The sequence below is a fragment of the Halovibrio sp. HP20-59 genome (assembly GCF_033052795.2).
GTDB lineage: Bacteria > Pseudomonadota > Gammaproteobacteria > Pseudomonadales > Halomonadaceae > Vreelandella.
On the sequence record NZ_JAWJUW020000002.1, the window covers coordinates 66,851 to 79,964 of the forward strand.

General features: G+C 54.6%; 9 protein-coding genes. 4 read left to right on the top strand and 5 right to left on the bottom strand.

The features are described 5' to 3' along the window. Nucleotides 1-55: 55 nt before the first annotated feature. From RZA33_RS02495 to RZA33_RS02505, 3 genes are all read right to left on the bottom strand, one after another. On the bottom strand, nucleotides 56-1,471 hold the full coding sequence (locus RZA33_RS02495; protein WP_317506272.1) for an amidase: 1,416 nt from the start codon (nucleotides 1,469-1,471) through the stop codon (nucleotides 56-58). An 89-nt stretch (nucleotides 1,472-1,560) separates the two neighbouring features. Continuing rightward, complete coding sequence (gene nfo, locus RZA33_RS02500; RefSeq protein WP_317506273.1) at nucleotides 1,561-2,418, bottom strand: deoxyribonuclease IV; 858 nt, start codon at nucleotides 2,416-2,418, stop codon at nucleotides 1,561-1,563. Nucleotides 2,419-2,432: 14 nt separating this feature from the next. Then, nucleotides 2,433-3,191, bottom strand: coding sequence for a glycerophosphodiester phosphodiesterase family protein (locus RZA33_RS02505; protein ID WP_317506274.1), 759 nt, complete (start codon nucleotides 3,189-3,191; stop codon nucleotides 2,433-2,435). Nucleotides 3,192-3,476: 285 nt separating this feature from the next. Here RZA33_RS02505 and RZA33_RS02510 point away from each other — a divergent pair, with 285 nt between their 5' ends. Then, nucleotides 3,477-4,454, top strand: a complete 978-nt coding sequence (locus RZA33_RS02510) for an NADPH:quinone reductase (RefSeq protein WP_317506275.1) — start codon at nucleotides 3,477-3,479, stop codon at nucleotides 4,452-4,454. A gap of 143 nt (nucleotides 4,455-4,597) precedes the next feature. Here RZA33_RS02510 and RZA33_RS02515 read toward each other — a convergent pair whose 3' ends face one another. After that, nucleotides 4,598-6,796: a TRAP transporter large permease subunit gene (locus RZA33_RS02515; protein ID WP_317506276.1), complete on the bottom strand. Its 2,199-nt coding sequence runs from the start codon at nucleotides 6,794-6,796 to the stop codon at nucleotides 4,598-4,600. 157 nt (nucleotides 6,797-6,953) lie between these two features. Continuing rightward, nucleotides 6,954-8,129, bottom strand: coding sequence for a TRAP transporter substrate-binding protein DctP (dctP, locus tag RZA33_RS02520; RefSeq protein WP_317506277.1), 1,176 nt, complete (start codon nucleotides 8,127-8,129; stop codon nucleotides 6,954-6,956). A gap of 309 nt (nucleotides 8,130-8,438) precedes the next feature. Between dctP and RZA33_RS02525 the strand changes: the two genes are divergently transcribed. The 3 genes from RZA33_RS02525 to glpK all read left to right on the top strand — a co-directional run bounded on the left by RZA33_RS02525 (nucleotide 8,439) and on the right by glpK (nucleotide 12,769). Beyond that, on the top strand, nucleotides 8,439-10,301 hold the full coding sequence (locus RZA33_RS02525; protein ID WP_317506278.1) for an SLC13 family permease: 1,863 nt from the start codon (nucleotides 8,439-8,441) through the stop codon (nucleotides 10,299-10,301). Nucleotides 10,302-10,412: 111 nt separating this feature from the next. Next, complete coding sequence (locus RZA33_RS02530) at nucleotides 10,413-11,171, top strand: DeoR/GlpR family transcriptional regulator (RefSeq protein WP_317506279.1); 759 nt, start codon at nucleotides 10,413-10,415, stop codon at nucleotides 11,169-11,171. Nucleotides 11,172-11,281: 110 nt separating this feature from the next. Further along, nucleotides 11,282-12,769: a glycerol kinase GlpK gene (gene glpK, locus RZA33_RS02535; protein ID WP_317506280.1), complete on the top strand. Its 1,488-nt coding sequence runs from the start codon at nucleotides 11,282-11,284 to the stop codon at nucleotides 12,767-12,769. The last annotated feature ends 345 nt before the right edge of the window (nucleotides 12,770-13,114 follow it).

The following is a 13,114-nucleotide window of genomic DNA, read 5'->3' on the forward strand; positions in this document are numbered from 1 at the left end:
GGCGTCAAGCCCCGCTGGGTTTTTTCATGCCCAGACTAATTTTAAGAAGACTGGGTTAAGCATACTGGGCAGGGTTAGGGACGCTGGGAAAGCGCGGTGGATGCGCTTCCATGTAGGCGTGGCAGACGCGCAGAACACGCACATCATCAAACTTACCGCCGGCCAACTGAAAGCCTACCGGCAAGCCATTGTCGGTAAACCCACAAGGCACCGACGCGGCGGGTTGCTGGCTGAGATTAAAGGGGTAGCTGAAGGGCGCCCATTCTTCCCAATCCTGCATGTCACTACCGGGAGGAACTTCCTGATTGATTTCAAACGGCGATATCGACACCGACGGCGTCATTAACAAATGATATGTTTGATTGAAATGTTCCAGACCCAGCGTTAATTCCGCACGATCGGTCAAGGCACGGAATAAATCAACGGCTTTCCAGGGCTCCGCTGCACGGGCATTGGCCACCATGCCAGGATCTAATAGGGTGCGCTGATGCTGATCCATTTGTGACCACTGCTCTAGAGAGGCGGTAAACCACAGCTTGCGAAATATTTCGATGGGTGACGAAAAGCCTGGATTGACTTCAACTATTTCTGCCCCTAACGCCTCTAACTTATCGGCCGCCTCCCGCACGCGTTCGGCAATTTGCGGGTCCACTTTGGCATAGCCAAGGTCTGCAGAGTAGCCAATCTTTAAGCCGGTTAAGCCTTTATCTAAATCCACTCCCCAGCAATCAGGCTGCCCGCGGGTGGCGTAGGGGTCACGGTAATCGTAGCGACCTATCACGTTTAGCATGCTGACGGCATCGCGCACGGTGCGAGTCAAAGGCCCCAAGTGTGAAAGGCTGGGTTCTTTGGCGGGCGGCCATTGGGGTACCCAGCCATAGGTGGGCTTAAAGCCAAATACACCGGTAAACGCGGCGGGGATGCGTATGGAACCGCCTGAGTCGCCACCCTGGTGCAGTACCCCCATATTAAGCGCGGCTGCGGCGGCGGCCCCGCCGGAAGAGCCGCCGGGAGTTAACCGCGTATCCCAGGGGTTGGCCGTGGCGCCAAAGACTCGGTTATCAGTGACCGCTTTCCAGCCAAATTCGGGCGTGTTGGTTTTACCGAGAATGATAGCGCCCGCTTCGCGCAGCATGCGTGCGGGTGGCGCATCAGTGTCGCACAACGCTTCAGAAGAGGTTAGCGACCCTTCGCGGCAAGGCATGCCGGCTACCTGGGTTAGGTCCTTGAGCGATACCGGAACCCCATCAATAGGGCTTAGCGGGTTGCCTTGCCCCCAGCGCCGGGCCGAGGCTTTCGCCGCTGACTCTGCGCCTTCAGCGTCGATATGCACATAAGCGTTAACGTCTGGGTTGAAGCGCTCAATCCGCCCAAGGGCCGCGCGGGTCACTTCTAGCGGAGAAGCTTCTCTGCGCGTAAACAAACGAGCTAACGTCTGGGCGTCCAAATTGCCGAGATCGGTATCGCTCATTACACACTCCTTATGTAGGCTGAGGCTTGGGTATAAGGAGCTTAAGAGTAGGCAAGCATCGCCCTACGTGCAAAAAACCACGAGTCGAATTATTTACCTTGAACGGCGTGTGCCTGAGCGCGAAGCCAACTAATCTCCTCAGCCCATATCTCGGGCTCGACTGTCTCCAGTATCATCGGAATACCGTTAATGCGTGCGTCTTGCATGATAGTAGTGAAAGCGGGTAGGCCGATGTTGCCTTTACCCAGGCTGTGGTGGCGGTCTACACGGCTGGCAAAGTTGCTCTTCGCGTCGTTTAAGTGCATGCCGCGCAGGTACTCAAAGCCCACCACGCTGCCGAGTTCATCCAGTGTTGCTTGGGTGGTCTCTGCGCTGCGCAAATCATAGCCAGCCGCAAAGGCGTGGCAGGTATCAATACATACGCCTACACGACTTTTATCATCCACGTGGTCAATGATTTCAGCTAAATGCTCGAAGCGCCAACCCAGGTTAGTGCCTTGCCCAGCGGTGTTTTCAATCACTGCGGTAACATTTTTGGTATGCGATATCGCTTCATTAACGGATTCAGCAATGCGCTTTAAACAGTCATCTTCGCTAATTTTATTTAAGTGGCTGCCGGGGTGAAAATTTAGCAAGGTCAGCCCGAGTTGCTCGCAGCGCTGCATTTCATCTAAAAAGGCGACACGGGATTTATCTAGGCCTTTCTGCTCTGGATGGCCAAGATTAATCAGGTAGCTGTCGTGAGGTAGAATCTGCTCAGGCGCAAAATTGTGTTCGGCGCAGGCGTCGAGAAACGCTTGAATAGCTTCATCGGTTAGCGGTTTTCCCTGCCATTGGCGCTGATTTTTAGTAAACAGGGCGAAAGCATCAGCCCCGATTTCCACCGCGCGTTGAACAGCTTGGTCTGCACCACCAGCGGCGCTTACGTGGGCTCCCAAATACTTCACGCTAGACTCCGTCATTATGAGTGGCTATCTAAATAGCGCTTAAAAGCGGCGGGCTCGTCGGTAATGACACTGGAAATGCCCCACGCCCAGCGGTTGTGAAAGGCGCTGGGGTCATTGGCGGTATAGCACATTAAGTGGTAGCCATCACGCTGTATCGCAGCAGCTTGGGGGCGTTTTAAGCGTGACCAGTCGGCGTGCACGCTGAAAGCCTCAATAGCTTCGCACTGCGCGCGCCAAGTTTTGGGGATACTGCCGAACAGCAGGCCCAGCGCCAACCGCTCACGGCTGGCGAACTGACGGCAGTGGCTCAGCGCGCTGGCATTGAAAGACGAGATGATTAAGCGTTCAGGCGGCAAGGTGTCGAGCATTTCGGGTAGAGCGCGATCAACCAGGGCAATCGGGTCGCGGCCTCGGTTAACCTTGAATTCCATATTGACGCCCATTTCCAGCTCGTTGAGTAAGCTGATCATGGCCTCAAGGCTGGCCATTTTTTCGCCCGCAAAGTGATCGCCAAACCAGCTGCCTGCATCCAGGATTCGTGCCTTTTCCCAGCTTAAATCACGTAGATTACCCCGGCCACTGGAGCAGCGTGTGACACTGGCATCGTGCCAAATCACGGGCGTGCCGTCGCCGAGAAGCTGCACATCCAGCTCTACCCATGTAGCCCCGGCCTGATGGGCGGCGCGCACTGCCGCCAGAGTGTTTTCGGGGGCGGCTACGGAGTAGCCGCGATGGGCAATCACTGCAGGGACTTGAATGGCGGGATGCGTCATGACAATTCTCTAAGCCTTAGACGTTAAACAAAGCTAAATTTTAGCATGGGGGTATGACAACTGGGTTTCAGTGCTTTCGTGCTGCTGCGCTTAAATATTTTTTGCAACAGGCATCGCTTCTTACAACAAACACCGCTTGCAATGAAGCGGGCGCAAAAATCCGCTTGCCTGCCAGCTTGATATAAACGCCGCGACGCTGTTGGATAGCATTGCTTGATGATACTGAATAACCTGTCTCCACAAACGATCTCAAAAACTGCCTCAATAAGCGATAAGGAGCCTTTAATGTCTCAACGCATGCAATTTGCCCGTACCGGTGGTGCTGAAGTGCTGGAATTGGCCGATGTTACCCCTGCTGACCCCGGCCAGGGCGAGGTACGTATTGCCAACAAGGCCGTAGGCCTTAATTTTATTGATATTTATTTCCGTACCGGTCTTTATCCGGCACCTTCCATGCCTTCTGGCCTGGGTACCGAAGGCGCCGGTCTGGTCGATGCCGTGGGCGAAGGTGTCACCCACTTAAACGTAGGTGATCGTGTGGCCTATGCGCAGGGCCCGTTAGGCGCCTATGCGCAAATGCACACGCTGCCCGCTGCCAAGGTGGTGAAATTACCCGACGCCATCGACTTTGAAACGGCGGCGGCAAGTATGCTCAAAGGCCTTACCGTGCAGTATCTGCTGCGCCAAACTTTTGGGCTTAAAGGTGGCGAAACCATTCTATTTCACGCCGCTGCCGGTGGCGTCGGTTCGATTGCCTGCCAATGGGCAAAATCATTAGGCGTTAAGCTGATTGGTACGGTTAGCTCACAAGCGAAAGCTGATCTTGCCATGGCTAACGGCGCCTGGGCGACTATCAACTACAGCGAAGAAAACGTAGTTGAGCGCGTGCGCGAGCTCACCAACGGCGAGATGTGTGATGTGGTCTACGATTCGGTGGGTAAAGATACTTGGGAAACATCGCTAGACTGCTTAAAACCCCGCGCGTTAATGGTGAGTTTTGGCAACGCCTCTGGCCCGGTAGAAGGCGTTAATATCGGTATTCTTAACAAGAAGGGCTCGCTCTACGTGACTCGCCCCAGCCTGAACGGTTACGCCGACACCCGCCAGCGTCTAGAAGCGATGTGCGAAGAATTCTTCGCCATGATAGAAAGCGGCAAGATCAAAGTCGATATCGCCCATCGTTACCCGCTGGCGGAAGCGGGCAAAGCTCAGGATGCGCTTCAAAACCGCAAGACGACGGGTTCGTCCATATTAAAACCATGAAGTATCCGAGCGCCAATCGATAGGCCGCTATTCTCGACCCAGGGTCTCAAAAGAAAATGTTGTCCTAATGCATTGCTTAGTCAAATCGAAAAACACCCTCGCTAGGCGAGGGTGTTACACGTTATGCATGATGAGGTGTCTGGCTAGCCGTAGGCCAGGTTAGGCAGCCAAGTGACCAACGCTGGGAAGAGTATCACCAGCAGTAGCCCCAGCGCCTGGATGCCCAGGAACGGGAAGGATGAACGAAATATCTGCGCCATGGTGATATGCGGCGGGCAGACCCCCTTGATATAGAACAGCGCATAGCCGAACGGCGGACTGAGAAACGACATTTGCATATTGACCAGATAGATAACGCCGAACCACAGCGATACATCAGTCGGGTCTACACCGGGTAATCCAAGCACGCCGTCAAAGGTCATTCCCTTGATCAGCGGAACAAAGATCGGCACCGCCAGCAGCAAGATGCCCACCCAGTCGAGGAACATCCCCAGCGCCACCAGCAATACCATCATCAGCAACAGCACCGCATAGGGGCCAAGGCCCGCGCCGGAGATCAGTTCCTGTACGAACGTCTGGCCGCCCTGCAGGATATAGAAGCCGACGAAGATGCTGGCGCCGAAGATAATCCACATCACCATCGCCGAGGCGACCAGCGTGGTCATGCAGGCCGCGTGCAGGTTGGGCCAGGTCAGACGCTTGTGCATGGCCGCTACCACCAGGGCACCAAAGGTGCCGATACCCGCCGCTTCCACCGGGGTGGCGATGCCGGTGAAGATGATGCCAAGTACCAGTATCACCAGCACAATGGGCGCCAGCATGTTGCGCAGCAGGCGTAGCTTCTCCTTCATGTCGACCCGGTCTTCCACTGGCATCGGCGGGGCCATCTTGATGTTCAGGGTGCCGCGCATCCAGCAGTAGAAGCCGTACATGAAGGCCAGCAGTAAACCAGGAATCAGCGAGCCGAGGTAGAGCTCACCCACCGATTGCTGAGCGATAACGCCGTAGATGATCGCCAGGATCGAGGGCGGGATAAGAATGCCCAGGGTGCCGCCGGCCATGATCGAGCCAATGGCAATTTCCGGGTCGTAGTTGCGTTTGAGCATCGCCGGTAGGGCGATCAGGCCCATGGTGACCACCGCCGCACCAATCACACCGACCATGGCGGCGAGCAGCGTGGATGCAATCACCGTGGCGATGGCCAGTCCGGCCTTGAGGCCGCCCATCCACTTATAAACGACGTCGAACAGCTCTTCGATAATCCCGGCTTTTTCCAGCACCGAGGCCATGAAAATGAACAGCGGTATGGCCGAGAGCTGGTAGTTGGTCATCATCGGGAAGATGCGCGACGGCATCAGGTTGAGCATCGCCTGGTCGCCGACCGTATAGAGGAATATGACCCCCAGGCCCCCGGTAACAAAGGCTAGTGGCAGACCCGCCACCAGCACCACCATCAGAGTGCCAAACATCACTAGGGTCAGTGCGCCGATACCGACTGAGCTAAGACTACCCGAAATGCTACCGGCTAAACTCTCGTAGTCGGTGACTGCGATATTGGCAATCTCAAACGTTAGCCAGGCAGCAAGGAAGACGGCGATGATCAGCATCGCGCGGGCGAAGGTTCGACTACCTTCATGCAGGCGCCAGTGGTAACGGTACGCCTGGATGTCCCGAATCAGTTGACCAAACCCCTGTAGCAGCAATAGTAGCGCGCCAAAGAAGAGCATGAACTTCACCGGATAGAACTGGATGGCCCATTCGGTGAAAGAGGTCTCGTTGGAATAGCTAGAGCCAAAGAAGTACGCGTCGCTCACCGACTGTGAGAAAAACGTCCAGCCGGTCGAAAGCAACGCGAGGGTAAAGATAAAGAAGAATATTGAGGTGAAAATGTCCAGTGCCGCTCTGTTAAGTGGCTTGGCCCGACTGTACAGAATGTCGACGCGGACATGTCCCCCTTCGCGAAGCGCATAAGCCCCCGCAATCAGATACTGCATGCCGAACATCAACGTCATCGACTCGTGTGCCCAGTTAGTCGGCGAGTTGAAGGCATAGCGTACAAGCACTTCGTAGGCGAAGATGAAAGGCGCAACCAGCGCCCAGTACGCCACGTAGCGGCCGGAAAAGCCTGAAAGGCGGTCGACAATGGTTGTAAATAAGTTGCCAGGTGGCAGGTAAGCGACCTCGACCTCTTCGCCGGGGGGCACTTCGGCAATTTCCCCGCCGTCGATGGTAGCGCCACGCCGGAAACTGCGATCGACGAAAAACATCACCACCAGTGGCAAAAGCAGCAACACCGACCAGTAAAGCCAATGTGGGAGAACGAATTCGATATCAAGATTCATGGGCACTCCTCCGTGACACCATCGCCTCCTGGCGATGGTTCCGGATCATCAAGCTGACGGGATGCGGAACAAAAAGTGATTACTCTAGCCAAATCGGATGTTGCGATGTCGATCGCAACATCCGCTATTGTTGAGCAAATTAGTCAGACGTTGAGCATCAGGCGTTAAGCTCGTAGCCCTGGATGTCTTCGTCGGTGATCAGTCCCACTGCAGGATCCATCATGGTGTTGAGGTGAGCTCTAAACAGGCGAGCAGCGTCAGGATCCTTGTTGGCCCACTTGAACCACAGCGGGATGGCGGCATCACGGAAGCGGCTGGCATCGTTTTCGGTAAGGTGGATGATCTCCACGCCTTTTTCACGGTACTTGGGCCAAGCTTCAGCGTTGGCCTTCTGGATCGCCGCATAGTGCTCGCGGGAGTAGGCGGCCACTAGGTCGTGCATCAGATCCTGGGTCTGGGGCGACATGCGCTCGAACACGCGCCGGTTGACGGAAATATCCATCAAGTCGACAGCTTGGTGCAGACAAGGCGTCGAAGGCGGCCCCATGATGATGTAGTCGGCGACCTGCCAGAAGCCTAACTCGAAGTTGACGGCAGCGCCTGTGTAGTCGGCCGCGTCGATGGTACCTTTCTCGAGCGCTGGATAGACTTCGGACCCCGGAAGCAGAGTCGTCTGCGCACCGATAGAGGCGAAGGTTTCCGCCACAATGCCCCCGGGCATGCGGATTTTAACGCCTTTAAAGTCGTCAAAACTGCGTAGCGGAATCTTGGAGTGGATCAGGTTAAGGTCGTGGTGAACGTAGCCGAGTAGCTCCTGGCCCTGCTTACGGTACAGATCCTTGGCAATGCCGAAGCCGCCATAGGCGCCAAACATCATATCCCACTGATGAGGTACGGACAGGCCCATTGGATAGGCGGTAAGGAACACACCGGCGGGCATTTTGCCGGGCCAGTAGACGGTGAACCAGTTCTGACCGTCGAGTACACCGTTGCGCACCGCATCGGCAACTTCGAAAGCACCCGCTACGGCACCGGCGGGGAAGGGCTCAATGCGTACTTCGCCACTTGTCGCCTCGGCGACACCGGCAGCCCACTCCTCGAAAATACGGTAGCCCGTAGTACCTGGCTGCCAGGAAGACTGCATGCGGATTCGAATGCCTTCCTGGGCCTGGACATTGCCTATCCACGGGGCGGCGACGACGGCCGCTGAACCTGCCGCGGCGGTTTTCAGGAAATTACGCCGGGTAGACGGAGCGCTTGTCAGCGAGGAAGGCAAGGTAGTGGAAGTGGTTATTAACGATGTTGACGTTACGTTTTGCTTGTCGTTAGGCATCTTGAAAACTCCAGCAGTGGTCTATGCCACAGGTTGTTGTTGTAGTCCCATATGCATAATGCACCACTGTCGGTTCCCAGTGGCGCCGGCAAGGCAATGCTGCGTTTCAAAGCATCACATTACATCAACAAAATTTAGCTACCTCTGAGCTAAGAGCCAATTAATATTTTCAACGCAAGCAATAGTCACGCGAAGAGCTAAGGTACCAATCTTAACATCTCGAAGGTTTCCATTGCGGCTGTCTAGCGGCTAGTGTTGTGAGCCATTCACGAAGGTGGCGGCGTCGATTCATAGGGAGGTGATGTAAGCATGGCAATCGAAGACATGGCGCTTGCGCCCAGCACCCTGGTGTTTATTGTGCTTGGGCTCACACTCGCCGCTTTTATCTGGGGTCGGTTTCGCTATGATTTAGTCGCATTGGCAGCGTTACTGGGGTCGGTCATGCTTGGGCTTGTGCCTGCCGAGAACGCCTTTACGGGCTTCGGCCACCCGGCGGTGATTACCGTGGCCGCCGTACTGGTACTAAGCCGAGGGTTTGAGCGCTCCGGCGTTGTCGATATTATTGCCAGTCAAGTGCTCAAAGTAGGCGACAACCTGCTACTCCAGTTATTTTTCTTAGTGGGAACTGTCGTTGTTTTGTCGGGGATAATGAATAACGTAGGCGCCTTAGCGTTACTTCTACCAGTGGCCATGCGCTTAGCCCGTGAGCATAACACCTCGCCTTCTTTACTGTTGATGCCACTGGCGTTTGGGTCTTTGCTTGGGGGCCTGACGACGTTAATTGGCACTCCCCCCAATATTATTATTGCCAGTTACCGAGGCAGCGTAACCGGCGATAATTTTAGTATGTTCAGTTTTTCACCCGTCGGGGTGGCGGTGGCGTTAGCGGGGTTAGCGTTCATTGTGCTAATTGGATGGCGATTAACACCCCAGCGTAGCGGGCAAGCCTCTACCGAAGAGATGTTTGATACCGCTAACTATCTAGTGGAGCTAAAGGTTGGTGAAGAATCGAAGGCCAAAGGGCTAACGCTGCAGCAGCTAGGCGATGAACTAGAAGAGACGATCCCTGTACTGGCAGTGGTGCGCGATGATGATCGTCGTGCAGGCTATAACTTTCACGGTGCCTTGGAAGAGGGCGATATTCTCCTTTTGGAAGCCGGTCCCGAAGAACTTCAGTTGTTAGAAGATAAAGTGGGCCTTAGCGCAATTGCCGAGTTGGACGAACAAGGCAACGCCGAACATCCGGTTAGCGATAGTGACGACGAGAGCGAGCATAGCCAAACGGAGGAAGAAGATCGCCGAGCGCTCGATACAGAGGGTTTGCAGCTCATCGAAGCCGTGGTGCGCAACGACTCCATGATGATTAACCGTAGTGTGCGAGAGTTGCGATTGAACCAGCAGTATGGTCTCCACTTAGTGGCGGTAGCCCGCGATGGTGGGCGCTTAAAACAACGGCTGAGAGATATTCGCTTTCGAAATGGCGATGTTTTGCTGCTCCAGGGCAGTGAAAACGAAATCTCGGAAAGCCTAGCCGCGTTAGGCTGCCTACCGCTAGCCAAACGAGATTTGCACCTTGGGCAGCCACGCAAGCTGGCCATGTCGATTGCCATCTTTGCCTTAGCGATTATGGCCATGCTGTTTGATCTACTCCCTGCCGCTGTGGCCATGAGCACTGCCGCGGTGGTGTCGCTGCTGATTGGCGTGCTGCCGCTGCGCGAAGGGTATCAAGCCATTGATGGCCCAGTGATCGTGTTGCTAGGGGCGATGCTACCCGTGGGCGAAGCATTGGAAACCAGCGGTGGGGCGGACTTGATCGCCAACGCGCTGCTGAGTTTTGGCAGTGACTGGCCGGTAGTGGTAACCATGATTGGCCTGTTTTTACTTTCCATGGTGCTTTCTAACGTGGTCAACAATGCCGCCGCTGCGCTGCTGATGGCACCGATTGCAGTAAGCTTAGCCGAAGGCTTCGATGTCTCACTCGACCCTTTCTTGATGGTGGTGGCCGTCAGCGCTTCCTGTGCCTTTCTAACCCCTATCGGGCATCAATCGAACACGCTGGTGTTGGGGCCTGGCGGGTATCGCTTTGGTGATTACTGGAAGCTGGGTCTGCCGCTTTCTCTTGTGGTACTGGTCGTGGCGATCCCCATGATTTTATGGTCGTGGCCGCTTTAACGCGGAAATACGCTGGCGTTACCAGGCAGGTGAGTGCTAGAAAACTATTAGATTTCGAAAATTTTGCTAGATTATGTTCAGATAGCGTTAAAAATAGAACAGGCTGGGCCCATGAATCAACAACGTCGTCAGGACGCCATTGTCGAGCTGGTTCGTCAGCACGGCTATATGAGTATTGAACAGCTCACCGAACACTTTGAAGTGACGCCGCAAACTATCCGCCGCGATTTGAACACCTTGGCCGATGAAGATCGGGTGCGGCGGGTACATGGCGGGGTAGGCATTGAGTCAAGCACGGTGAATACCGCCTACAGCACGCGCAAGACCCTCCACCTGGAAGAAAAAGAGCGTATTGCCTACTGTCTAGCCCAGTATATTCCTAATCATTCTTCACTATTTATTAATATCGGCACCAGCAATGAAGTCATTGCGCATGCGCTTTTAAAGCACCAAGGCCTTGAGATTATTACTAATAACCTTAATGTTGCCGCTATTTTGCAGCGCAAAGAGGATTTCACAGTGATTGTTGCTGGCGGACAGGTGCGTTCCCGTGATGGCGGTATTATTGGTGAAGCGACTATCGACTTTATCAATCAGTTCAAAGTCGATTACGGCATTATCGGCATTAGTGGTATCGATGAGGATGGCTCGCTGCTGGAGTTTGACTACCAGGAAGTGCGCGTTGCCCAGGCAATTATTGCTAATTCGCGGCGCATCTTTTTGGCGGCAGACTACTCTAAATTCCACCGTAACCCGGTGGTGCGGCAAGGTAATTTGGCGCAGCTGGATGCGCTATTTACCGATCGCAAACCGCCCGAAGCAATTCAGCGTTTGCTGACCCAACACGATGTGGCGCTTTACATCGCTTAATGAAGTTGTTTCATCCTTGAGCATTTTAAGCGCCTGGAGTAGCCTTGGATGATAAAAATGCGAAAGTAAGTATACAAAATCGAAAGACAATACAACAAAGCGAACTCGATATGTCCTCTTTTATTCTCGCCATCGATCAAGGTACTACCAGCTCGCGCGCGATTCTGTTTAACCGCCAAGGCCAGGTGACCGCCGTTGCACAAAGTGAATTTACCCAACACTTTCCTCATGACGGTTGGATAGAGCACAACCCTGAGGATATTTGGGAGACCGTTGTCGCCACTTGCCGAGAGGTGATTGCAAAAGCGGCAATTACCGCTGACCAAATCGCCGGTATCGGCATTACCAATCAGCGGGAAACCACCATTGTGTGGGACCGCAACACCGGTAAACCACTCTATAACGCCATTGTTTGGCAGGATCGTCGCACTTCAGATCTGTGTCAGTCGCTGCGCGATCAAGGCTATACCGATACCGTTCAAGCCAAAACGGGCCTGTTGATTGACCCCTACTTTTCAGCCACCAAGCTTGCCTGGATACTGGATAATGTTGAAGGCGTTCGGCAGCGAGCCGAGCAGGGTGAGCTGGCGTTTGGCACGGTGGATAGCTTTTTAATCTGGCGGCTAACCGGTGGCCAGCAGCACGTGACCGACGCCACCAACGCTTCGCGGACGGCGCTGTTTAATATTCATACCCAGGAGTGGGATGAAGAGCTGCTGACGCTGTTTAATATACCCGCCAATCTAATGCCCGATGTGAAAGACTCCAGCGATGACTTTGGCACCACTGAACCGCACTGGTTGGGCGTCGCGCTGCCGATTGCCGGGGTCGCCGGAGATCAGCAGGCGGCACTGGTTGGCCAAGCGTGTTTTCAACCCGGGATGGGTAAAAGCACTTACGGCACCGGCTGCTTTATGATTGTGAACACCGGTGAAACGCCGTCGCTCTCGCGTAATCGCTTGCTAACCACTATTGGCTACCGGCTTAACGGCAAGCCAACCTACGCCATGGAAGGCAGTATTTTCGTGGCGGGCGCGACGGTACAGTGGCTGCGCGATGGCCTTAACCTATTTGCCGATGCCTCGGAAACCGAAGCCTTGGCCCAAGAGACCCGTAGCGGCCATAGCGTTTATCTGGTGCCGGCCTTTACCGGCTTAGGCGCCCCGCATTGGGACCCGAAAGCCCGTGGGGCTATTTTGGGGTTAACTCGCGATACAGGCATCGCCGAGATAGTCGCTGCTGGCCTGCAGGCGGTTTGCTACCAAACCCGCGACTTGCAGCACTGCATGAACGACGATATGGAGGCCACGCCGGGAAATCTGCGCGTCGACGGTGGTATGGTGAAGAACAGCTGGGTAATGCAGTTTCTTGCCGATATGCTGGGTGTCCAGGTGGACCGTCCGACTATTTTGGAAACCACTGCGCTGGGGGCCGCCTATTTAGCAGGGCTGCGACTCGGTTGGTATCAAACCTTGGAAGAAATTGAACAGCTATGGCGCTGCGAAAAAAGCTTTATGCCCGCTATGGAAGAAGCCACCCGCGAGCAACTCTACCAGGGCTGGTTAGATGCGGTATCAAGAGTACGTTCTACGCCCTAAAGTGCTTATTTAATGCTCCTCCTGAAAGTCTTTAACACCGATAGCGCCCAATCAACGTTTATGTAGTTGAGTTACAACCCCGCCTGCGGCCAATGATGCATTGTGCGTTTTGCTGCAGTGAACCATAGTCAAGTCATGGATCAGGCGGGTGCTTCGTTATCCCGGGTCACCCTCCTAATCCCTGCTACAGAACCATAGCGCTTCAGTATTACCCAAGCGCTAAAGGCGAAGGTCTTGTAACGCTTGTGACCGTTTCGCAGTTACCGAACTGGGCACTTACCTGGCCCAGCATGAGTAGCAACGTCACCATACGTCGTTAATTAAGATGGCTGTTTTTAAACCGAT